Genomic DNA, 23822 nt, shown 5'->3' on the forward strand with positions numbered 1-23822 from the left:
CTTTATTCCTGCGAGTCGGTTAATTCTAATGTGTCGGGCAGCCATTCTGCTTCAAATAAGCTGAGAATCTGCTGTGCGGCAGGGTCTGCTTCGAGTAAATCCTGTGCTTGTCGGCGGCCTTCCTGCTGCAAGCGTTTATGGCGCATTGTCGGGGTTTCCCAGCCGGCATCGTCGCGCCATGGTTCGGTTTGCAATTTCAGAGTGATGCCGTAGGCGTCGGCCAACGTGCTGCGGACTTTTTCCAAGCGGTCTTTATTGGTGGTAGCGCGCGCTTCGTCGGTGAGTGCCAATATCATTAGATGGTTTTCGGCATCATAGCGCGTCCATGCAGCGTGTTGGGTCAGCATTTGGGCGGCGCCGAGTTTCGGGGCAAGCCGTTTGCTGATGCCCGCCCAGTTTTCGGGGATGAACTCGGGCAACGGAGTGAAAGTATGTTCTTCCGTGTCTTCGGGTTCTTCGCTTTCTTCTTCCGCACTGTTGGCTAGGGCTGCGGGTAACGGTATTTCAGACGGCTGTTGCGGGGCGTATTCGTCGTTATCATCGGCATCGGAATAGTGGTCAGATTCAGGCTCGGTTTCAGCAATATAAGGCGGCTCGTTATCGGTTCCTATAAGGTTATTGTCTGATTCGGGCGTGTGTGTTTCTTGTATTGAGGCCGTCTGAATGGGTGTTCCCGTATCGTGACTGACGATTTCGGAAACGGGTTGTGTTTCCGGTTGCGGCGATTCGGTTGGCAAGGGTTCCGCAGTTGTGGCTTCAACGGCATTATCGGGCGTTACAGGTTCTATATTGTCGGATTGCGGTGCCGGTTGTGATTCGGCCGTCTGAATATTTTCAAGCGTATGGTTGTCGGCAACGGCGGTTTCCGGCTCGTCTTGCCATGGCGGCGTATCGTCGTCGCTTGCGGCCGCCTGGCTATGCTGCTCGGTATGGGGCTCTTCGGGCTGTGCTTCGGATGCTACCGGCATTTGGGTGGCAGGTTGTTGGTAAACCGGAGCATGCAGTTGGGTGCCTTCGATAACGCCGTCGGGGGCATGGGCTTTGGCGGCAATAGGGGCGAAAGCCAGCATACGCAGCAGCGTCATTACAAAACCGGCATATTCGTCGGGCGCCAAGCTTAAATCTTGTTTGCCGTGAATGGCGCATTGGTAGTAAAGCTGGATTTGTTCGTCGCCGAGATATTGGGCAAAGCGTAGTAGGGCGTCGCGTTCGGGGTCGTCGGCTAGGGCGGCGGGAACGGTTTTGATAAGCGCCAGCCGTTGCAATAGCATGGCCAATTCGCCTAAGGCGCTGTCGAAACCGATGGCACGGGCGGCCATGTCTTGGGCGGTGCGCAATAGAGCTTCGCCATCTTGGTTGACAATGCCTTGTAGTAGTTCGTAGAGGTAATGCTTGTCAACCGCGCCTATCATCTGGCGGATATCTTGTTCGGTGACGCTGCCGGAGCCCATGGCAATCGCTTGGTCGAGCAGGCTTAAGGCATCGCGCATCGAACCCATGGCGGCGCGTCCGAGCAATTGCAGTGCAGGCTGCTCGAACGGAATATTTTCCACGGTCAGCACATGGGCGAGATGGTCGGCAACTTGTTGCGAAGTCATATTGCGCAATACGAATTGTAGGCAACGGCTTAAAACGGTAATCGGCACCTTGTGCGGATCGGTGGTGGCTAGGATGAATTTCACATGCTCGGGCGGCTCTTCCAGCGTTTTCAGCATAGCGTTAAACGCGCTTTTCGAAAGCATGTGCACTTCGTCGATAATATAAACTTTGTATTTGCCGGCGGTGGGGGCGTATTGGGCGTTTTCCAGTACTTCGCGGATATTGTCGATACCGGTATTGGAGGCCGCATCGATTTCAAGCAAATCGACATAACGGCCGGCATCGATTTGGGTACAACTCTGGCACACGCCGCAGGGTTCGCCATGGCTTGCGTTTTCGCAGTTCAGGCTTTTGGCCAGAATACGGGCGATGGTGGTTTTGCCCACGCCGCGTGTGCCGGTGAGCAGATAGGCATGATGCAGACGGCCTTTGTCTAAGGCATTGCGCAATGCTTTGACAACGTGCTCTTGTCCGACCAAATCGGCAAAGGTTTTAGGCCGCCACTTGCGGGCGAGAACTTGATAAGCCATAGATTCGTTTTATTTCCGTGAAATGGGGATACGGCGGTTGGTGCTTTTAAAGGCAGCTTATTCTAACATTTTTTGCGGTTGTCAGTGCGCTTGCCGAATAGGGGAAAGCCGCTGCGGTCAGACAGCGGCTGTGCTTAGGTTTGGTAATACGGCTGCGTTTATAAACGGTAGCCGCCGCCGACGCCGTTGGCAATATCGCGCACGGCGGTTACATACATGCGGCTGTGGTTGTATTGCCAAACCGTATAGAAATTATGGAGGCCGATAAAGTATTCATAAACACCCGGTGCGGTTTCCAAGCGGTAGAGAATGGCTTTTTCATTGTCGTCGACCACTTCCTGCGGCCGTACGCCCAAGCGTTTGAGTTCGCCGACGGTGCGGGTGAGGGCGGTTTTTTCGTCGATAATATTTTGCAGCTCTTGGGTGATATTCAGGCTAACCGGCACAATCATTTTGCCGTTGGGTTTCCAGCCGTGCGCTTTCATATAGTTGGCGACCGATGCGGCCACATCGCCGATATTGTTCCAGATGTCGTGGTAGCCGTCGCCGTCGAAATCGACCGCATATTTGCGGAAACTGGAGGGCATAAACTGCGGCATACCCATGGCGCCGGCATAGCTGCCTTTAAAGCTGTATATGTCTTTTCTTTCTTCTTTGGCCATTAGTAAAAATTCGTGCAGTTCTTTTTGGAAGAAGTCGGCACGGCGGGGGTAGTCGAAAGCCAGTGTGCTTAAAGAGTCGGCCACACGGAAGCTGCCGGTGTTGGTGCCGTAGTTGGTTTCGATGCCGAGAATAGCCACAATGATTTCGGGGGGTACGCCGTAGCTGCGGGCGGCCGAGTCGATGGTATTTTTATGTTGCGCGTAGAAGCTTTTGCCTTTATTGATTTTGCTGGCACTGGCGTTGCCGTTGCGGAACTCATACCACGGGCGCGAGGTGCCGGGGCGGTTCATAATATTAATAATATTGCCTTTATAGACCACGCCGTCGAAAAAGCTTTGCAGCTCCGTGCGGCTGAATTGCCCGCTGGCCGCTTCGTAGCCGATAAAACGCTGTACGTTGGTATTGCCGTTAAACCCGCTGATGGCAACCGATTCGGCATTGGGGTCGAAAGCAGGGCGTTGCACGGTAGGCTTAACCGGTGTTTCTTTGGGCTCGGTGACTTTGTTTTCTTGGGTACTACATGCGGCCAAAACCAAAGCGGCGGCAGAAAGGGCGATAAGGGCGTTTTTTTTCATGAGGGATTCGTTTCTATAAGGCATGGGACGAAAACAGTTTACCAAATTTATCAAATGGCTTAAAGAGTAGGGCATTATGAAAGCAAAATGAAAATTTAACGGTTTTATTCGATAATTGGCCGAAAGGCCGTCTGAAAGGCGCATAACAAAGGCCGTCTGAAATATTTTCAGACGGCCTGTTTGGATAAAGCGGAAATGCTTATTTAAACGGGGTAACTTCAAGACCGAACATGGCACGGGCGGTGTTCAGCATTTGGCAGCTGAAACCCCATTCGTTATCGTACCAAGAGAATACTTTCACCATATTGCCGTCAGTCACTTTGGTGAGTGTACTGTCGAAGGTGCTGGCTTGGGTGGTGTGGTTGAAGTCCATAGATACCAGTGGCAAGGTGTTGTATTTTAGGATATTTTTCATTTCGTTTTCGGAAGCGGCTTTCAGAATGCCGTTGATTTCTTCCACGGTAGTATCGCGGGCAGCTTCAAAGCTCAGGTCGACCAAAGAAACATTGATGGTCGGTACGCGGATGGCCAAACCGTCTAAGCGGCCTTTGAGTTCGGGCAATACCAAACCGACGGCTTTGGCGGCACCGGTTTTGGTAGGAATAATGTTTTCCATACCGCTGCGGGCACGGCGCAAATCTTTGTGGCGCACGTCGGTAATGTTTTGATCGTTGGTGAGGGCGTGAATGGTGGTCATCAGGCCTTTATTGATACCGATGCCGTCATGCAGGGCTTTGGCAACGGGTGCCAAGCAGTTGGTGGTGCAGGAAGCGTTGGAAACAACGGTCATTTCAGGGGTTAAAACATCGTGGTTCACGCCGTAAACAATGGTGGCATCGACATCGTCGCCGCCGGGTGAGGAAATCAATACTTTTTTGGCACCTGCTTCTAAGTGGACTTTAGCCGCGGCTTTGCTGGTAAACGCACCGGTACATTCCATGACCAAATCAACGCCCAACATATCCCAAGGCAGCTCGGCGGGATTGCGGGTAGAGAAAAACGGGATTTTTTTACCGTTGATAATCAAATGGTTTTCATCGTGGGAGATATCGGCGGCGAATTGGCCGTGAACAGTGTCGAACTTGGTGATATGGGCATTGGTTTCTAAACTGCCGCTGGCGTTGATGGCGACAACTTCGAGTTGGTTGTCCAGTTTGTAATCGTAGATTGCTCTTAATACCTGACGTCCGATACGGCCATAACCGTTTATGGCAATCTTAATGCCCATTTTTGTGTTCCTTTTTGTGATTTGAGGTTAGACAAATTGCAGGCCGTCTGAATAACGGCATCTGCCGACAGAGCGAATTATAACGCGGTGTAGTAAGTTGTAGTCAAGGTGTAATTACAGCGTGCTAACCGATTCCGCCGTATTATGATAATAATTGTTTGAATATGTTCCCGAAGGCCGTCTGAAAAAATGATTATATGCGATATGAAAAGTAAAATTATGTAACTTGATAATATGAAAAGCTTCTCGGGTGTATGGAAGCAATGTGTATGATAATGGCAAGGATGGATAGTTTGAGCAGCCATAATAAAAGGCCGTCTGAAATTGCTTTCAGACGGCCTTTTGTTGAAAAAACATGCCATAACGTCTGTTATTTGACATTCAAGCTGATTTAACGGATTTCAACATGGGTAGTTGCGTATAAATCCCTCATCAGATTATCTGCCGCTTGGGCGGCTTTTTGCTGGGCGATGTATTGGCGGACGGCTTCACGCTGGCGTTCCTCGGGTGTGCCGCTGTCGCGGATATCGTTCAGTTTGATAATATGCCAACCGTATTGGGTACGGATAGGACGGCTGACTTGGCCGGGTTGCAATTCATGTACGGCCGCTTCAAACTCAGGCACCATTTGGCCGTCTGAAAACCAGCCTAAATCACCGCCGTTTGGGGCGCTGCCGTCTTGCGAATATTGGCGTGCCAATGCGGAAAAGTCGATGCCGTCGACAGCTTGCTTGTGAATTTTACGGATGCTGCTTTCGGCTGCTTTGAATGCATTGTCACTTTCTGCTTTCAGCAGAATATGTTGGGCATGGTATTGGTGTAAAGGCTCGCCTGCAGGCAGGGTAATGCCTTGTTCCCGCGCTCTGGCGATGGTGGCATTGATTTCGGCATCACTCACTTGGCTGTATTGCAAAATAGCCTGTTGCTGTACCTTATTCACAATAATACTGTCGGCAATACTGCGGCGGACGGCGTTTTTGCTCACACCGTTTTTAGCCGCTTGGGCATAGAGATTGTCGACCGTGGTTTTTTGTGCGCGGGCGATATTGGCCAATGCATCATCTATTTCCGTATCCGTTGCCGTGATATTGCGGCGTTTGCCAGCTTGCAAAACAATGGCTTGGTCGATTAGCTGCCGCATCACTTGGGTGCGCAGTTCTTCATCATTGATATTGGTTTTGCCTAATTGCCGCCGCGCTTCGGCCATGGCCTGGCGGACATCACGCTGGGTGATGACTTCGCTGCCGGCAATGGCGGCAATGCCGTCTACCAATTTAATTTCATCGGCGGCTTGCACGCTTTGAAAAGCCAAGCCTAAGGCGGCGGCAAGTATTAAGGATTTGAATTTCATCGTCTGACTACCTCATTGGTTTTGCTGTAACCGGGGATGGCTAAGCGGAGTTTTTCAAAAGGATTTTTACCGAGATTGCTTAAATCCTTGAGTTGGAGATTAAAGAATATGGCGTTTTTCTTGGTGTTCAGGCCGGTGACATAACGTTGGCCGACCACACTGGCACTCCAGCAGCCGCAATCGTTTTTATATTCGAAGCCGGCCAGCATTTCAAGTGGTTCTTTGGTTCTGAGATCATAATTATAGCGGGCGACGGCATACCAGTTTCTCTTAATCGGCCATTGTGCGGCTAAATCAATCTGGCTGAGTTTGTCGTAAAAATATTCGCCGTTTTCCTGCAGATAGATTTTTTCATTACGTCCGTATTTATAGCGTGCGCTTAATGTTTTACCGGGTTCGGGGTTGTAGCGAACGCCGGCCGAATAACTCTCGGTTCTGCTTTCGTTTTGATTGTAGTGGATATCGAAGTCGACGCGTACGCTGTTGCTGACATTGCCATGGGCAAAAGCCACAATATCGGAGCGGCGGCGCGGATAGCTGCCAATGGTACCGTCGGCCAATACGTTGTCATTGGTTAGGTAAAATTTTTGCCCGATACCGGCACGGAACAGTTCGCTGCCGTTATGAGGGTTAAGCAGGCGCGTTTGCACGGCGGCGGAAATACTGTTGGCCGAATTGATACGGTCGTTGCCCGAATAGAGGTTTTCCCTAAAAAGCTGCGCATAGGTAAAACTGTTTTCCGACGTATCGAAGTTGGGTAGGTCGTTTTGCGATTTGGTCGGAATATAGTTGTAAAACAGGCGCGGTTCAAGGGTTTGGATGTAGTCGTTGCTGAAGAACGATGCTTTACGCTCAAACGTCATCCCTGTATCGACATTGATAATCGGCAGGGTGCGCGACACTGTGCGGGAAGGTGTCGCTTCAAAACGGTTTAAATCATAATAGGTGGTATGCACACCGATTTTCGGCCGTATATAACCCCATTGGTTATGGAAATCCCATTTAATGCTGGGGTAGAGCACAAGGCGGCTGCCGTCTTGTTTTTCATCGTGTTCGAAACGGGTGAACTGGCTGAATATATTAATCTGGGCCTTACCGACATTTTTCTCCCATTGGGCGGAGAGGCGCGGCATGATGGCATAGGGTTCGTCTTTAAAGCCGTCGGCATTGGCCAAGGTTTGATACTTTTGCGCGGTCATGTAGCCGCTGAACGAGCCACCCCATAGGCGGTCGTCATAATTCAACCATGCCTGTCGGTTTAAGTTGACGTTGCGGGCGATGTCTTCGCGATCGTAGAAATCGCGGTAGTAGTCGTCGTCGGAAACCTGATTGTATTCGATGCCGCCTTTGAGTTTTTCGGAAAATCGTTGGCGGTGGTCGAGTCTGAATTGATAACGGTTGTTGCGGTCGCTTTTACGGTCGTGCGGCATCCAGTTGCCTTCTACCTGACCACCGAATTTTTCGGTAAGGTAGCGGAATTGGCCGCCCACACGCACGCCGCGGCTGCTGATAAAGCCCGGTGCGATGGTGGCGTCGTAATTGGGGGCGAGGTTTAGATAGTAGGGGATATCCATCTCTAAACCGTCCGAACCGCCGGATAATGTCGGCACCAACAAGCCGCTTTTACGGTTGCCGTTGATGGGGAAATCAATCCACGGCAGGTAAAGAACGGGGACGCCGCCGAATACGAGCGAAGCACCTTTGGCTACGCCGATGCCGGTTTTTTCGTCGGTTTCAATACTTTTGGCTTTGATATACCAGCTGGCATCACCCGGCGCGCATGTATTGAATTGGGTGTTGGTTAAACGGTAGCGTCCTTCACCTTGCATTTCTGCGGTTTCGCTAACGCTTTGTATGCGGCGGCCGTCGTGTTCGGCTTCCAAGTGGGCATTGCGGGAAACGCCGGTGCCGTCTGAAAGATTGTATTCGACGTTTTCACCGCTCACGGTTGCGCCGTTTTGATACAGCGTGAATTTATCGCCTGCGGTAACCGTGTCGCGCGTTTGGTCGTAATCAACCCATTGCGCATTGAGTACGTCGCTGTTGCGCTCGACAATCACATCGCCTTCCGCCCGAACTTTTACGTTGGTCTGCCCCGCCACTTTATCGGCGGTGATACGGGTGTAGTCGGTGGGCAGGGGGCTGCCGCCGCTACGTTTTACTTGGGGCATGGCGGCCAATTCCGCATAGGTTTTCAGTTGTGCGGGCGAACAAGTCAGGCTGGTATTGCCCAAAGACAGCTCTTCGGCATGTGCCGTTGCTGCGCTAAAGCCGACACTTAATGCCAGCACCAGCGGTTTGTATGAAAATAAACGAGCCAAAGTCTCACCTTAAATCGGGTTTGCCAGTTAGAATAGCGGTTATTTTAACCTGAAAAAACACCAAACGACTATGCAACGACAAATAGAACTGAAAAATTGGCTTGAAAAAGTTTATCCCCAAGCGTCTTTCGAGCTGGCTTTCGCCGCTGCCGATGCGGATTTCCGCCGTTATTTCCGCGCGATTTTTTCAGACGGCCACACCGTTATCTGTATGGACGCACCGCCTGAAAAAATGAGTATCGAACCTTATTTGAAGGTTCAACAAATATTCAGCATGGTGAACGTGCCGCAAGTATTGCACGTTAATCGCGAACAAGGTTTTATCGTTTTAAACGATTTGGGTAATACCACATTTTTAACCGCTATGCAGCATGAGCAAACCGAAGCCGCCCATAAAGTGCTCTTGCTGGAAGCGATTGACGAACTGATTGTATTGCAGCAAAACAGCCGCCCCGATGTGCTGCCCGAATATAACCGCGAAGTGATGTTGCGTGAAATCAACCTGTTCCCCGAATGGTTTGTCGCCAAAGAATTGGGCAAGCCGCTGAATTTCAAACAACGCCAGCTATGGGATCAAACCGTTGCCACCTTATTGCCGCCGCTGTTGGCGCAGCCGCAAGTATATGTGCACCGTGATTTTATTGTCCGCAATTTGATGCTGGCCGAAGGCCGCCCCGGCGTGTTGGATTTCCAAGACGCACTATACGGCCCGATTGCTTACGATTTGGTGTCTCTATTGCGCGATGCCTTTATCGAATGGGAAGAAGAATTTGTCTTGGATTTGGTGGTTCGCTATTGGGAAAAAGCCCGCGCTGCCGGATTGCCCGTACCGGAGCAGTTTGATGATTTTTACCGCTGGTTTGAATGGATGGGCGTTCAACGCCATCTGAAAGTGGCCGGTATTTTTGCACGGCTCTACTACCGCGACGGCAAAGACAAATACCGCCCCGAAATCCCGCGCTTTTTAAACTACCTGCGCCGCGCCAGCCGCCGCTACATTGATTTGGCACCGCTTTATGCCTTATTGGTGGACTTGGTGGGCGATGAAGAATTGGAAACCGGTTATACATTTTAATTAAGTTGATTGCCGTTTCAGACGGCTTGAGACCTTTACAAAAATCCATGTAGGTCGGATTCTCAAACCCGATATTAATGCTGACCATTTTGTCGGATACAAGTATCCGACCTACGCTTATTTAAGGCCGTCTGAAATATTGCTTTCAGACGGCCTTTTTCAAATGCTTTTACCTGCTTGGTTGTTTGTTGCCGATTGGGTAAAACGCTTTGAGATGGTTGCGGTATTTGGGCAGTAGCGATTTATCGTGCGGGTTGTTGAAAAAGGGTTGGAGGATTTTTTCAAACAAGGGCAAATCGTTTTTATAGGCAGAGTGGTTTAAATAACGGGCGGCGTAGTAGTGTGCCAATAAGTCGGCCTGTTGTTCCATATTCAAGCTGCCGAAGTGGGCAATTTCGGCTAGCGGCGGATAGGCATAGGCACTTCGGCCGATATAGCCGCCGCAGGCACCGAGCAGTAGGCCGCCGTACCATGTTTGATAGCCGTGTTGATATTGCCAAACGTGTGTGAGTTCGTGTATCAGCCATATTTGGTAATGTTGCGGGCATTCGGTAAAGTCGTGCGGGCAGTTGTTGCGGGGAAAGTAAATATGGCCGTTGGGCGAAACGGCGGCTTTGAGGGTGGGCAGGTAGGGGATTCCGCGGTAAATTTTAATGCGGGTATAGTCGAGGCCGTCTGAAAATATCCGACGGGCGATGGTGGTTTCTGCCATGCTTAAGCGGCGGTATGCGGGGCTATTGCGCACGGTCGGCCTTGCGTTTATGCCATAAACGGGTTGTCCGCAGGCGCCATAAACCGAGTACGGCAAAATAGCCGGCAACGGCGAGTATCGTGCCTAAAACGGGCACGCCAACCAACAGAGGTTTGCCCGCGCCGACCAGCCATGTCCATGATTCGGATAAGAAATGACCGCCGTCCCACGATGGAAAAACCAAAGCGGCATTCTGATCAAGGCCGAGTATTAAGGCGCCGATTTTATAGGCGAGGTAATAAAGCGGCATGTAGGTTAGCGGGTTGGTGTAGAGCGTGGTAAACAGGGCAACCGGTAGGTTGGTGCGCAGGAAGTAGGCGACAATCAGCGCGCTGAGCATTTGGGTCGGGCCGGGCATGAGGCCGCAGAATAAGCCGACAGAAGCGGAAACGGCTGCTTGGCGGCGGTTGAGTGTCCAAAAATAATGCTTGTCGAACATCGGTGCAAACGGTTTGGTGAAACGGGATGCAAAAATCTGTTCGCGTTTGGGCAGTTTTTTACGGAAAGAAGTGCGTTTAAAAAGATTCATAAGTTCGGTATCGGGTTAAAAGTCCGGTCGGGCAGGTAGCGGAAGTTTGGGCTGCCTTTCGGCCTTGCAAACCTTGATAATGCTTGTGCCTTTGTTGTGTATGTGTCGTATGGTTCTATTTTATATTTATAGCAGATATTTTTTCAGACGGCCTAAAAAAATCAGGCGACGGCCGTTTGTATTATCGGGTATTGCTGCTTAATATTTTGAAACAACTTTAGTTTAATATGGTGGGTAAAGCTCAGATTTAAAGGGGAATAAGTAAAAGGCCGTCTGAAAAGATTTGTTCAGACGGCCTTGTTTATCATGCATTATCACGCGGAAAAGCTTTATTGAATGCTCACCCGTTTTAACCGCAAAGCGTTACTCAATACCGAAATCGAGCTTAACGCCATGGCCGCGCCGGCAAGCACTGGGCTTAGAAAACCCAATGCGGCCAACGGGATACCCAAAGTATTATAAATCAGCGCAAAGAATAGGTTTTGCTTGATATTTTTCAGCGTGGCGCGGGATACCAACAGCGCATCAACCATCTGGTTGACGGAATGTTGCATCAGGGTGGCCGAAGCGGTGTGTTCCGCCACATCCGCCCCGCCTTTCATGGCAAAACTCATATTGGCGGCGGCAAGGGCAGGGGCGTCGTTCACGCCGTCGCCCACCATGGCCACCACCTTGCCGCTGTCTTTCAGTTTTTGCACTTCGGCGGCTTTATCGCGCGGGTTCATATTGCCGTATGCATGGGTGATGCCGAGCTTATCGGCAATATAACCGACCACATTTTGATTGTCGCCGCTCATAATATAAACATCGATGCCGTGTGCTTTCAGACGGCCTATGGCTTCCTGAGTGTCGGTTTTCAGGGTGTCGGCCAGTGCAAACGCACCGATGGCTTTGCCGTTAACGGCTACGGCAACAATGCTGGCAATGCGCCATACTTCCGCCATCTGTTCGGGCATGGTCCAGCCGGCATAATCGGGTTTGCCGACTTTTACCGTGCCGATACCGTCGATTTCCGCGGCAACTCCGGCACCGACTTCCGATTGTACGTCGGCGGCTTCGGGAATGGTCAGGCCGCGGGCAGAGGCCGTCTGAACAATGGCGGTGGCCAGCGGATGGGCGGCATGTTGTTCGACGGCGGCGGCGATACGGTATAAATCGTCTTCACTAAAACCGCTGTCGGCGGCAATATGCGCGGCGGCCACCTGCGGCCTGCCTTCGGTGAGCGTGCCGGTTTTATCGAGTACCACCGCATCTACATGGGCGGCTTCTTCCATTGCGGCGGCATCTTTAAACCAAATGCCGTGTTTAACCGCTTTGCCCATGCCGACCATAATCGCGGCCGGTGTCGCCAAGCCGAGTGCACACGGGCAGGCGATCACCAATACGGCAACGGCATTAATGAGTGCGGAAACCCAGTCGGCTTTCACATACCAAGTAATGAAGAATGTAAGCAGGGCGATGCTGACGACCACCGGCACAAAAATACCTGCCGCTTTGTCGGCAATCCGCGCAATCGGTGCTTTGCTGCCCTGAGCTTCCGATAAGGCTGCCATCATGTCGCCCAATAGGGTATGGCTGCCGAGCTGTTCGGCGCGATAAACGATGCTGCCGTCGGTCATTAATGCACCGGCCAAAACTTTACTGCCCGCCGTTTTGGCTTCGGGATTGGATTCGCCGGTGAGGTGGCTTTCATCTGCCCAACCATCGCCGCTTTCTACCGTACCGTCGGCCGCGATGCGTTCGCCATGACTGGCGCGGATGGTATCGCCGATTCGGATTTGATCAAGCGGGAGGCGCTGCCATTGTCCGTCGCGCTGTACATTGACTTGTTGAGGGGTGAGTTTGAGCAGCAAGCTAAGGCTGTTGAGGCTGCTGCGTTTGGTACGGTGTTCGAGAAATTTGCCGAGGCTCACAAAGCCGATCACCATCACGCCTGCTTCAAAATACACATGCGCCATGCCGTCGTGCGCGGTATGTTGGTGGAAAAACAGCATAAAAACCGAATAGAGATAAATGGATACCGTGCCGACGGTTACCAACACGTCCATATTCGCCAACCCGCCTTTAATACTCGCCCACGCGCTTTTATAAAAAGGTATGGCAAGCCACAGTTGCACAATGCTGGCCAAGACAAACTGCCATATCGGCGGCAACATCCAATTATGCTGCCCCAGCATCATGCCGGCCATGCCGACAATAAACGGGATATTCAAAGCCAGCAGCAGCCATAGCCGCCAGCTAATATGCACTTCGCTGTCGGGCATGGAAAATTCATCGGTTTTCAAGGCCGCTTTAAAGCCTGCTTTTTCGATAATCCGAATCAGACCTTCTATATCGGTTTGGCCGTCGTCAAACACCACTTGCGCTTCTTCGCCGGCAAAGTTAACGCCGGCTTCGGCTACAAAGTCTTTTTTGTTCAACACTTTCTCAATACGGCTGGCACAGGCTTGGCAAGTCATGCCTTCGATTTGGAAACGGGCTTTCTGTTGCATAATCTTCATTCCTCTAAAGCATGTGGGCGGCAAAGAGAACATAGTGAAGCAGGCTTGGCATTGCTGCCGTGTTGCCAAGATTTCAGACGGCCTGCTGATCCAGTGATTTTTCCATCACTCCTAAAGCGGTTTGAACCACCCAACCGACACCGAACGCAAACAATATAGTACCGATACCGACCGTTCCCCCCAATAACCAACCGGCAAGGCAGACGCTGCCTTCAAGGGCGGTACGGACCCAGCCGATACGCCAACCGCTCAGGCTGCACAATCCCACCATCAAACCATCGCGGGCACCGGCGCCCAAATGGCAGGTTAGATAAAACGATGAAGCCGTGCCGATAGCAAGAATACCGCCGATACACAGCAATATCCGCATGGCAATATGGGTAGGGTGGGGGATATAGCGCACATATAGCCCCAATACAACGGCAATAACCAGCATATTCAGCACCGTGCCCAATCCGAACCGTTGTCGTAGCGGTATCCACAGCACCAATAGCACCGCGCTAATCAAAAAAGTGATCATGCCGATATTCAGGCCGCTTTGCAGGGAAATACCTTGCGCCAAAACCGTCCACGGTGCCGAGCCGAGACTCGATGTTACCAACATGCCTTCGCCAATGCCGAAAAACATCAGGGAAATGCACAAAACCAACATCGGTTTGGTTTCAAACGACCAAAACGATCGGGCAGACCACGGTGTTAACGGCAGAATACGTTTTAGTTTTTTTCGCTCATCCATATTTTGATGCCGTTACAAAGAGGCATCAAAACCGGCATCTTCAACCGCTTCTAACAAAGCAGCCGTTTGTACTTTTGCCGGGTCGAAAGTGACTTTGGCAGAAGCAGAGTCTAAATCGACATCGGCTTTATTCACACCCTCTAGTTTTTCTAAAACAGTGGTTACGCTTTTCACGCAGCCGCCGCAAGTCATACCGCCGACATTGATTTTAACGGTTTCCATAATATTTTCCTTTCTATTGTTTGCTGCTTTCTATCGGTTTAAATGGGGGCTATCCCCTTAAATATAAATACAAATACGATTTCGAATGAGGCATAAAAACGTTCGGCTGCTTGCCGGTTTGGCCTATTAAACATTACTATAAACCTTTACCATAGGTTAAGGTCAAGCCGTGATGAATATCAGTGAAGCCGCCCGCCAAACCGGGCTTTCCGCCAAACAAATCCGCGATTATGAAAAACACGGATTACTTGCCCCCGCCCAACGCCACGACAACGGCTACCGCCGCTATAACGCAACTGATCTGATACGGTTAAAGTTTATCCGCCATGCCCGCGAAGTCGGCTTTTCGTTGCAACAAACGGCGGAATTATTAAAACTGCAAGACAATCCGCACCGCAACAGCCGCGAAGTAAAAGCCCTCACCGCCAAGCATATCGAAGCCTTGAATACGCAGATTCAGAGTTTACAGAATATGGTGCTAGAGCTACAACGCTGGCACGATGCCTGCAGGGGCGACGGCTGCCCCGAATGCCCGATTTTAGAGGGTTTGGGTGGTGGCAATCAGCAAAAGTAATCAAGCCCGATAAGGGCAATATTAAAAATAATGTGTATCCGGTTGAGTTTTCATTTTCAGACGGCCTTAAAGATAAATCCCTGCTTGGCATCTTGAATGTGGGCGTAATATCTTAGGCCGTCTGAAATATATTTATATTTAAGTCAGATATTTATATGTTTGATAATGCGGTATGGCACTAGGTGGAATTTTTGATGATAACCATAGGTGAATTAATGATTGTTATTATATTAATAAAAACGTTAGAATAATATCAGTGTTATATTTTGAATTTGAAAAATCAAAAGGAATCGTGAAATGAAATTTATTTTATTTAATGCCAGAGAAGATGAAGCAGGCGTTATCGCTTCTTATCAAGAGAAACATCCTGAAATCGAATTGGATATCTATTATGAGGATTTAACGGAAGAAACCATGTCTCATATCAAAAAAGGATATGACGGTATTATTGTTGCCCAAGTGATAGAGATTCCCGAGGCCGCCTATCGTTTAATGAAAGAAGTGGGCATTAAAGTTTTTGCCACGCGTTCAGCCGGTTTCGATATGTATAACTTGAAGTTGTTGAAAGAATTAGGCATCCGTTTTGTAAGAGTGCCTGTTTATTCCCCGTTTGCCATTTCGGAATTTGCTTTTGCGAGCGCCATGTATTTTTCAAGAGATATCGATATTATCCAACACAATGTTAGAGCAGGGGATTTTATCTTGAAAGATGCGATTACCAGCACGGAAATTAGAGATAAAACGGTCGGTATTATCGGAACAGGCCACATAGGGCGTCAAACCGCCCAGCTATTCAAAAACACGGGTGCCAATGTGATTGGTTATGATTTATACCCCAATAAAGGAGCGGAAGATATTTTAACTTATGTTGCCAGTGTTGAAGAGCTGGTAGAACAATCGGATATTATTTCTCTACACACGCCGGCAACCGAAGAAAATTATCATTTGTTTAATAAAGCATTGTTTGAACGGGCTAAAAATAATCTGATTTTGGTTAATACGGCTCGAGGCAGCTTGGTGGATACGGAAGCCTTATTAGATGCGCTCGACAGTCATCAAATCAGGGCGGCAGCGATTGACACTTATGAGTTTGAAGGCCCTTATATCAATAAAAAAGTGGCGCTTGAAGATATTACCGACGAGGTATTTTTGAGACTACTGAAACATGACCGGGTTTTTTATTCCCCCCATGTGGCTTTCCATACCAATACGGCATTGGAAAATCTGGTTCATATCGCAATTGACGGTGTCAGACGTATTTTATTGGGCGAGGAAGTTGAAGAAGAATTAATATTGGATTAAAGATTAACAGACTTCAGGCAGAAAAAAGCATCGGCAAGGCCGTCTGAAAGGGTTTCAGACGGCCTGTTGCAATAGCATAGTTACTTAGATGGATAAGCTTATACTTTATCCAGAGCATCGGCAAATGATGCGACAGCCTGATCGATATTTTGCAATTTATCCAAGCCGAACAAACCGACGCGGAAGGTTTGGAAATCGCTGCGTTCGCCGCATTGCAGCGGTACGCCGGAAGCGATTTGCACGCCTTTATCAATAAAAGCTTTACCGCTTTGAATATCGGCACGGGTAGTATAGGAAACCACGACACCGGGCGCTTCAAAACCTTCTGCGGCCACACTCGGATAGCCTTTTTCAACCAATAGCGAACGGATTTTATTGCCCAAATCGGTTTGGGCGGCTTTGAGTTTGTCGAACCCGATGGCTTCGGCTTCTTTCATCACATCATGCAGTTTCAGTAAGGCATCGGTCGGCGGGGTGGCATGATAGGCATGGCCGCCGTTTTCAAAGGCTTCCATAATTTGCAGCCATTTTTTCAAATCAAGGTCGAAACTATCGGATTCGGTGTTTTGTACTTTCTGATAGGCTGCTTCGTTCAGCATCACCAAGCCGCAGCAGGGCGAGCCGCTCCAGCCTTTTTGCGGTGCGGAAAGCAGGATGTCAATGCCGAGTTGTTCCATATCCAACCAAATACAGCCGGAGGCGATGCAGTCAATCACCAATAAGCCGCCTACTTTATGCACGGCATCGGCCAGTTTGCGGATATAGCTTTCGGGCAACATAATGCCGGAAGCGGTTTCAACGTGCGGTGCAAATACGAGGGCGGGGCGGTAGGCAGCGATTTCGGCGCAAACTTCATCTATCGGCGCAGGCGCAAACGGTGCTTGGGCGGCATCTTTCTGACGGGCGGTTAAGACTTTGGTGTCGGCGGCAATGCGGCCTTTTTCCAAAATTTGCGACCAGCGGAAACTGAAAAAGCCGTTGCGGATAATCAGGCATTTTTCATCGCGAGCCAATTGGCGGGCTACGGCTTCCATGCCCGAAGTGCCGCTACCGGGAATCATGGCGGTGTGAGGGGCGTTGTAAACTTTTTTCAGGGTGGCGGAAATATAGCGCAAGGCCGTCTGAAACTTTTGCGACATATGGTTGAGGGCGCGGTCGGTATAGACGACGGAATATTCGAGTAAACCGTTTTCATCAATTTCGGGGCGGGGTAAAACAGTCATTCGTTTCTCCTTGTAGGGTAGTAGCTGCCGTGCTTCAGGTTATCTGTTGCGCGGGCAATGAGACGGCGGTTTTTTAATATGAACGAAGCTATTTTAAGGTGGTTTTCCGATAATGCAAAGCCTCTGCTGAGTATCTTGGTTGGTGGTGAAATAAAGGCCGTCTGAAATATTTCAGACGGCCTTTATGATTGCGTAAAGTGCAGGTATTAAAACAGGTTATTCATCGGCAAACAGGTTTTTAAACCACAACACGATGCTGTCATACACACGGCCGAACCAACCTGCTTCTTCCACTTCGTTCAGCGCAACCACTTCTTTTTCCGCCAAAACGGTTTCGCCGTTCATGATTCTGAGTTTGCCCAAAACCTGACCCTTTTCAATCGGCGCCAATACAGGTTGGACGGTTTCGAGTATCGGCTTGATATTTTGGCCTTCGCCGTGCGGAATGGTGACATAAGCCGCATTAAGGAAACCGACATTCACCGCATTGCTGCCGCCTTTATAAACCTTCACTTGGGAAATGGTTTGATTGGCATCGTATAGTTTTGGGGTGTCATACGATTGCAATGCCCAATTTAATAATTTGCTGCTTTCCGAAGCGCGTGCTTCGGTGCTTTCGGTGCCGACCACGACGGATAAAACACGGCGGCCGTTGCGTTTGCTGGAAGCAACCAGATTGTAGCCGGCGCTGCTGGTGTGGCCGGTTTTCAAGCCGTCTACGCTGGAATCGCGATAGAGCAGCAGGTTGCGGTTGGGTTGTTCGATATTGTTGTATTTAAACGATTTCATAGAGTAAATCGGATAATACTTGGGAAAATCTTGAATAATGGCACCGGCCAAAATCGCCAAATCGTTTACGCTGGTTAAATGGCCTTCTGCGGGCAGCCCCGTGCTGTTGGCATAGAAGGTTTGGGTGAGTCCTAAGCGTTTGGCTTCGGCATTCATCATATTGGCAAAACCTTCTTCGCTACCGCCCATGGCTTCTGCCAAGGTGATGGCGGCATCGTTACCGGATTGTATGATTAGGCCTTTAACCAAATCGCTGACACTGGCCGGTACTTTCGGATCGAGAAACATACGCGAACCTTCCGCACGCCAGCCTTTTTCGGATACGGTCAGCATTTGGTCGGGCTTCAGGGTGCCGTTATCGAGTGCTTTGAATGCGAGATAAGCCGTCATCAGTTTGGTGAGGGATGCCGGTTCGATTTGCTCGTTTAAGCCTTTTTCTGCGAGAATCTGGCCGCTTTGCAAGTCCTTAATAATATAGGCGGTGGCCGCAATATCGGGAACGGGCACGGCGGGGGTGGCAGGTGTTAATGCCGCAGCAGGGGCGGCAGCCGGTGTGGCAACCACTGCAGCAGAAGCGGCTTGTTCGGGTGCGGCAACGGCGCCGGTTGAAATAAAAGCGGCCGCTATTAGGCCGAGTAAAGTTTTCTTCATGTGCATATTTTATCTTTATGAATAGACGGTGAACAGTATAAACAGGCCATATTTTTCAGACGGCCTATTGGGATTTAATATTCGGTGTTGGGTGTGTGTTTTGCTGAGCATTGGTGTCGGGGTGAATGGAAATATTATTATGAGTATGTGTCTGAATAATTTTTGTTCTACCCGCAATATGAAAGAATACTTTCGCTTATTTTATAGTTCCAACAATTTTAAAATCATGGTCGAAAATTTTCTCAATAAGTTCTTCATCATCCGGAGATAACTCGTCTCTCAACAAATCAATGGCTTGAATCACTCTTGTTAAATAGTCAATATATGCCTGATTGGGTTTATCTTTTTGCCGTTCCTCTTCTCGTTCTTGAATAAACGGTCGCATGGAATCACCTAACACCTCTAAAGCAACCTCAAAGTTCCATTCTGGAAAAATGTCTCGTTCTTTCATTTTAATTCTTCCTAAAAAGTTATCCACAAATTCTGTTAATAAACCACTTATATAACCAGCCTGATTCATGCGCTTAATCAAGTTGGATTTATATTGGCTAAATTGTTATAACGGCGTTGCCTTAGAATTATCCGGTATCGATAGAACGCGGTGCTCAGTATTTCGAGCGGGCATTATACCTATTAATGTGTTCATTTGCTAAGATTTTTCTTGATTTCAGACGGCCTGAGGGGTATGGTTTCGCCTTTACCCTTGTTGCTTTGCACTGTATGGCGGCTCTTATTTATATGGCTGCCGAAGAAAGTGGAATTTTATTTGTTGAGAGTTCACGATCAGGGTGCGATAACGAATACAAGGTTGTTTTCCGATTGTTATCTTTCTGTTTCCAATAAAAATTAACTTATGAATACGCCATCTTATTCCGACTACCTTATCCGCATTTTAACCGCTTCCGTTTATGACGTTGCCGTAGAAACCCCTTTGGAAAAAGCACGCAGCTTATCGCAGCGCGCCAATAATAATATTTTACTGAAGCGCGAAGATTTACAACCCGTGTTTTCATTCAAAATACGCGGCGCCTACAATAAAATGATTAAACTGCCCAAAGATGCGTTGGCGCGCGGCATTATTACCGCCAGTGCGGGCAACCATGCGCAAGGCGTGGCTTTGTCGGCCCAGCGTTTGGGCTGCCGTGCCGTGATTGTGATGCCGGAAACCACACCGCAGATTAAAGTGGATGCGGTAAAAAACCGTGGCGGCGAAGTGGTGCTCAAAGGCGTATCTTTTAACGATGCCTATGATCATGCGGTCGAACTGGTGGAAAAAGAAGGGCTAACTTATATCGCCCCGTTTGACGATCCTGATGTGATTGCGGGACAGGGCACCATCGGCATGGAAATTCTGCGCCAAACTTCCGATGATATTCATGCCATTTTCGTGCCGATTGGCGGTGGCGGCTTGGCAGCCGGTGTAGCCGCGTTTATCAAACAAATCCGCCCCGAAATCAAAATTATCGGTGTGCAAACCAATGATTCCTGCGCCATGAAAGTTTCGATTGCCAAAGGTGAATTGGTGGCTTTAAAAGACGTAGGGCTGTTTTCAGACGGCACTGCGGTTAAATTGGTGGGTGAAGAAACTTTCCGCATTTGCCGCGATCTGCTCGACGATATTATTACGGTAGATACCGATGCCATTTGTAGCGCGATTAAAGATATTTTCGATGATACCCGTTCGATTATGGAACCGGCCGGTGCCTTGGCTTTGGCCGGTTTGAAAGCCTACATTAACCGCACCAAAGCCGAAGGTGAAAACTTAGTGGCGATTACCAGCGGCGCCAATATCAATTTCCACCGCCTGCGCCACGTTTCAGAACGCAGCGAATTAGGCGAGGGCAACGAAGGGATTTTTGCCGTATCCATTCCCGAAAAACCGGGCAGCTTCCGCCAATTCGTGAACATTATCGGCAACCGCAATATCACCGAATTCAACTACCGCTACGGCGATGATAAAACCGCTCATATTTTTGTCGGCATTCAGACGGCCGGTGTACAAGACTTGGCCAAAATTAGTGAAGAATTGAATGCGGCAGGATTACCAAGCACGGATCTGACCCATAACGAAATCGCGAAAATCCACACCCGCTATATGGTAGGCGGGCGTACGCATAAAGTGGCTGATGAGCGGGTGGTGAGTTTTGAATTTCCCGAACGCCCGGGTGCGTTGGCACGCTTTTTGAACCATATGCAGACCGATTGGAACATTACTTTATTCCATTACCGCAATCACGGCGCGGATTATGGCCGGGTATTGGTCGGCGTGGATGTACCGCCGCAAGACAATGATGCGTTTACCGCATTTTTAGATAGTTTGGGTTATGTTTATGAAGATGAAACCCATAATGTGGCTTATAAACTGTTTTTAAGCTAATGGTTTTATGGCAAGGCAGGGCTTCAGACGGCCTTCATTAGGCCGCGTTGTTGAAATGAAGTTACCTGCCTTGCCGTTACAATAAAATGGTCCAGTAAAGTAATATCAACCAGATTAAGCGCTTGCGAGAGTTTTCGGGTAAACGCAATATCCGCTTGGGAAGGTTCGGGTGAGCCGCCCGGATGATTGTGGGCGAGAATAATACTGCTGGCGTATTCGTCGAGCGCCAGTTTTACGATTTCGCGCGTATAAACCGTATTTTCCGATACCGTTCCGCGTCCCAACTCATGCAGGGCGATGAGTTGGTTTTGGCGGTTGAGCAAGAGGGCGAAACTAACTTCAACCCGCTCGTGTGCCAGATGAAGCTTGAGAAAGTCGGCGACATCTTCCGGATGATTCATCGATACCGATTCCTGCAATTCTTCACACAATAGCCGCCGCCCGATTTCGCGCACTACGGCAAATTGGGTATAACCGGCACGCCCCATGCCTTTATAAGCCGAAAGCTGTTTTTCTTCCGCACTCATTAATTTGCCCAAGCTGCCGAATTCGCCCAACAGATAGCGTGCCAAGTCCACCGCGCTCATGCCCCTTGTGCCAACCCTTAGCAAAATCGCCAATAATTCGGCGTCGCTTAATGCACCCGCACCCCTAGCCATTAATTTTTCACGCGGGCGTTCGCCTTCCGGCCATTGTTTGATACTCATGATTCAAACAGTTTATAATTTATATGTAATAATCATATCATTTATAATTAATTATGAAAATAATGATGTATGATTTATGAGCCGGTAAGCAGGCAACTGCTGTTTTTCAGACGGCCTAATGGCCGGCAATTGATATTAGGATGCGAATCGTATGATGCTAAAGACAAATAGGGCATAAGAAGTTTTGGGTAAATCCCTTTCGGCAGCCGTGTAAAAAAAGCTATAATCAGCTATTGTTAATTTATAGCCTGCCCAATATTGCGATATGAACAGCCAGTTTAAACACATCGGAATCGTACCTCGACCGGAAACGCCGCAGATGCAGGAAACCATTCATACCTTGGTGACCTTTCTGAAAGAAAATCAACTTGATATTTATATCGACGAATGTGCCGTTCAGGACGGTTCGGTTTGCGACGAAGATATCGCAGCATGCCGTATCAGTGATAAAAGCAATATGGGCAGACAATGCGATTTGGTGATTGTATTGGGCGGGGACGGTACGTTTCTTTCCGTTGCCCGTATTATCGCGCCTTTCCGTGTGCCGATTATTGGTGTTAACCAAGGTAATTTGGGCTTTTTAACGCAGGTTCAGCGTGAAAAAATGGTGGGCACTTTAAACGGTATGCTCACCGGTAAATATTTACCGGAAGAGCGGATTTTGTTGGAAACTTCGTTGATACGAAACGGCGAAGTTGTTACCAATTCTTTTGCATTGAACGATGTGGTGGTGTCGCGCGGCGGCGCGGGGCAGATGATTGAGTTTGAGGTTTTTATCGATAGGGAATTTGTCTATACGCAGCGCTCGGACGGCTTGATTGTTTCGACGCCGACCGGTTCTACCGCTTATGCGCTGGCGGCCGGCGGGCCGATTATGCAGGCCAGCCTGCGGGCGTTTACATTGGTGCCGATTTGCCCGCAATCCATGACCAACAGGCCGATTGCGATTGCCGACACTTGTGAAATCGAAATTATTTTGACCAAAAGCGGCGATGCCCGTATCCATTTCGACGGCCAGTCTTTTATTGATGTACAGAATTTCGACCGTATTAAAATCCACCGCTACCGCCATCCGTTAAGGGTTTTACACCCGACCGACTATCAATATTACAAAACCCTGCGCCAAAAATTGCATTGGGGCGAGCAGTTGGTTTAATTGTTACGTTACTACAAAATAAAACCGAATCATGCAAAGAGATTTTTAAATGTCTGCATGATTCGGTTTTTGCTATGTGGGCAAAGTAATCGTAGGTAAAGTAAGCGGCGGTTTACTCTTTCTCTTTCAAATCTTTGTCTTTAACCCGTATGGCCATCAGGGTATGCAGGCGGCGGCTGTCGGCACGGGCAACGGTAAATTGCAGCGGCCCGATAACCACTTTTTCGCCGCGAACGGGCAGATGGCCGATTTCCTGAATCACCAAGCCGCCGATGGTATCGACTTCATCGTCGCTGTAATCGGTGCCGAAATATTCGTTGATGTCTTCGATTTCGGTAACGGCGTGAATACGGTAGCGCTCTGCCGATACGGGGGCGATATTGTCGCCGTCTTCTTCGTCGAATTCGTCTTCGATGTCGCCGAGAATCTGTTCGATAATATCTTCAAAGGTCACCAAGCCGGATACGCCGCCGTATTCATCCACAACCACCGCCATGTGGTTACGCTGTTCGCGGAATTCTTTTAAAAGCGTGTTGAGCGACTTGCCTTCGGGCACGAAAACCGCCGGGCGGATAATGCTTTGCAGATTGAAATGATCGGGGTGAAGGGCATACTTGAGCAAGTCTTTGGTGTGCAAAATGCCTAAAACGTGGTCTTTGTCTTCGCCGATAACGGGAAAGCGTGAACGGGGCGTTTCAATCACATAGGAAATAATGCGTTCGATGCTTTCTTCGGCTTTAACGACATCCATCTGGCTGCGCGTAATCATGGCATCGCGCACTTCGAGCTCGGTAAAATCCAATACTTTTTCAAGCCGTAGCAGGGTGTCGCTGTCGAATACTTCTTGTTCGTGCGCCTGTCTCAGTACGTTGAGTACTTCTTCGGCAGATTCGGGAGCGTCGCCGGAGATGCGGGCAACCAAACGTTCAAAAAATGAGGGTTTCGACTGGCTGTCGTCCATT

20 protein-coding genes are annotated in these 23822 nt (G+C 49.3%); 5 read left to right on the top strand and 15 right to left on the bottom strand.

All coding sequences use genetic code 11. The features are described 5' to 3' along the window. Nucleotides 1-2: 2 nt before the first annotated feature. The 5 genes from dnaX to NXS09_RS01380 form a co-directional block, all read right to left on the bottom strand. Complete coding sequence (dnaX, locus tag NXS09_RS01360; protein ID WP_259290766.1) at nt 3-2129, bottom strand: DNA polymerase III subunit gamma/tau; 2127 nt, start codon at nt 2127-2129, stop codon at nt 3-5. Between the two features lie 158 nt (nt 2130-2287). Beyond that, the gene (gene mltB, locus NXS09_RS01365; RefSeq protein WP_259290767.1) at nt 2288-3367 is read right to left on the bottom strand and encodes a lytic murein transglycosylase B; all 1080 of its coding nucleotides are present in this window, start codon (nt 3365-3367) and stop codon (nt 2288-2290) included. Nucleotides 3368-3566: 199 nt separating this feature from the next. Next, nucleotides 3567-4595 (bottom strand): type I glyceraldehyde-3-phosphate dehydrogenase, encoded by a 1029-nt coding sequence (gap, locus tag NXS09_RS01370; protein WP_259290768.1) that lies wholly within the window; start codon nt 4593-4595, stop codon nt 3567-3569. Between the two features lie 391 nt (nt 4596-4986). After that, nucleotides 4987-5946 carry a peptidylprolyl isomerase gene (locus tag NXS09_RS01375; RefSeq protein WP_259290769.1) on the bottom strand — a complete coding sequence of 320 codons (960 nt, stop codon included), beginning with the start codon at nt 5944-5946 and terminating at the stop codon, nt 4987-4989. Continuing rightward, complete coding sequence (locus NXS09_RS01380) at nt 5943-8267, bottom strand: LPS-assembly protein LptD (protein WP_259290770.1); 2325 nt, start codon at nt 8265-8267, stop codon at nt 5943-5945. Before NXS09_RS01380 ends, NXS09_RS01375 begins: the two co-directional genes overlap by 4 nt. A gap of 70 nt (nt 8268-8337) precedes the next feature. Here NXS09_RS01380 and amgK point away from each other — a divergent pair, with 70 nt between their 5' ends. Continuing rightward, nucleotides 8338-9342 (top strand): N-acetylmuramate/N-acetylglucosamine kinase AmgK, encoded by a 1005-nt coding sequence (gene amgK, locus NXS09_RS01385; RefSeq protein ID WP_259290771.1) that lies wholly within the window; start codon nt 8338-8340, stop codon nt 9340-9342. 169 nt (nt 9343-9511) lie between these two features. Here amgK and NXS09_RS01390 read toward each other — a convergent pair whose 3' ends face one another. From NXS09_RS01390 to NXS09_RS01410, 5 genes are all read right to left on the bottom strand, one after another. Next, entirely contained in the window at nt 9512-10087 is a 576-nt protein-coding gene (locus NXS09_RS01390) for a type IV secretion protein Rhs (RefSeq protein ID WP_259290772.1), read from the bottom strand. Beyond that, a complete protein-coding gene (locus tag NXS09_RS01395) occupies nt 10077-10622 on the bottom strand; it encodes a DUF2062 domain-containing protein (protein WP_151052181.1) in 546 nt (181 codons plus the stop codon). The genes NXS09_RS01390 and NXS09_RS01395 overlap by 11 nt, the downstream gene beginning before the upstream one ends. Nucleotides 10623-10951: 329 nt before the next feature. Next, nucleotides 10952-13114, bottom strand: a complete 2163-nt coding sequence (locus NXS09_RS01400) for a heavy metal translocating P-type ATPase (protein WP_259290773.1) — start codon at nt 13112-13114, stop codon at nt 10952-10954. 82 nt (nt 13115-13196) lie between these two features. Then, on the bottom strand, nt 13197-13859 hold the full coding sequence (gene yczE, locus NXS09_RS01405; protein WP_259290774.1) for a membrane protein YczE: 663 nt from the start codon (nt 13857-13859) through the stop codon (nt 13197-13199). 12 nt (nt 13860-13871) lie between these two features. Further along, complete coding sequence (locus tag NXS09_RS01410) at nt 13872-14081, bottom strand: heavy-metal-associated domain-containing protein (RefSeq protein WP_259290775.1); 210 nt, start codon at nt 14079-14081, stop codon at nt 13872-13874. Between the two features lie 172 nt (nt 14082-14253). On the opposite strand from NXS09_RS01410, the gene cueR reads away from it, so the two are divergent. Next, nucleotides 14254-14655: a Cu(I)-responsive transcriptional regulator gene (gene cueR / locus NXS09_RS01415; protein ID WP_259290776.1), complete on the top strand. Its 402-nt coding sequence runs from the start codon at nt 14254-14256 to the stop codon at nt 14653-14655. 297 nt (nt 14656-14952) lie between these two features. Further along, nucleotides 14953-15957 (top strand): NAD(P)-dependent oxidoreductase, encoded by a 1005-nt coding sequence (locus NXS09_RS01420; protein WP_259290777.1) that lies wholly within the window; start codon nt 14953-14955, stop codon nt 15955-15957. Between the two features lie 98 nt (nt 15958-16055). On the opposite strand, the gene NXS09_RS01425 is transcribed toward NXS09_RS01420, so the two are convergent. The 3 genes from NXS09_RS01425 to NXS09_RS01435 form a co-directional block, all read right to left on the bottom strand. Continuing rightward, a complete protein-coding gene (locus NXS09_RS01425) occupies nt 16056-17180 on the bottom strand; it encodes an aminotransferase class V-fold PLP-dependent enzyme (protein WP_259290778.1) in 1125 nt (374 codons plus the stop codon). Nucleotides 17181-17396: 216 nt separating this feature from the next. Further along, nucleotides 17397-18620 carry a D-alanyl-D-alanine carboxypeptidase family protein gene (locus NXS09_RS01430; protein ID WP_259290779.1) on the bottom strand — a complete coding sequence of 408 codons (1224 nt, stop codon included), beginning with the start codon at nt 18618-18620 and terminating at the stop codon, nt 17397-17399. A 196-nt stretch (nt 18621-18816) separates the two neighbouring features. Next, complete coding sequence (locus NXS09_RS01435; RefSeq protein WP_259290780.1) at nt 18817-19071, bottom strand: hypothetical protein; 255 nt, start codon at nt 19069-19071, stop codon at nt 18817-18819. Nucleotides 19072-19473: 402 nt separating this feature from the next. On the opposite strand from NXS09_RS01435, the gene ilvA reads away from it, so the two are divergent. Beyond that, the gene (ilvA, locus tag NXS09_RS01440; RefSeq protein WP_259290781.1) at nt 19474-20997 is read left to right on the top strand and encodes a threonine ammonia-lyase, biosynthetic; all 1524 of its coding nucleotides are present in this window, start codon (nt 19474-19476) and stop codon (nt 20995-20997) included. 23 nt (nt 20998-21020) lie between these two features. On the opposite strand, the gene radC is transcribed toward ilvA, so the two are convergent. Next, nucleotides 21021-21704 (bottom strand): RadC family protein, encoded by a 684-nt coding sequence (gene radC, locus NXS09_RS01445; protein WP_259290782.1) that lies wholly within the window; start codon nt 21702-21704, stop codon nt 21021-21023. A 265-nt stretch (nt 21705-21969) separates the two neighbouring features. On the opposite strand from radC, the gene NXS09_RS01450 reads away from it, so the two are divergent. Continuing rightward, entirely contained in the window at nt 21970-22860 is an 891-nt protein-coding gene (locus NXS09_RS01450; protein WP_259290783.1) for an NAD(+) kinase, read from the top strand. A 112-nt stretch (nt 22861-22972) separates the two neighbouring features. Here NXS09_RS01450 and NXS09_RS01455 read toward each other — a convergent pair whose 3' ends face one another. Continuing rightward, a complete protein-coding gene (locus NXS09_RS01455) occupies nt 22973-23821 on the bottom strand; it encodes a CorC family transporter (RefSeq protein WP_259290784.1) in 849 nt (282 codons plus the stop codon). Nucleotide 23822 lies beyond the last annotated feature (1 nt).

The organism is Neisseria montereyensis (genome assembly GCF_024834045.1).
Taxonomy (GTDB): domain Bacteria; phylum Pseudomonadota; class Gammaproteobacteria; order Burkholderiales; family Neisseriaceae; genus Neisseria; species Neisseria montereyensis.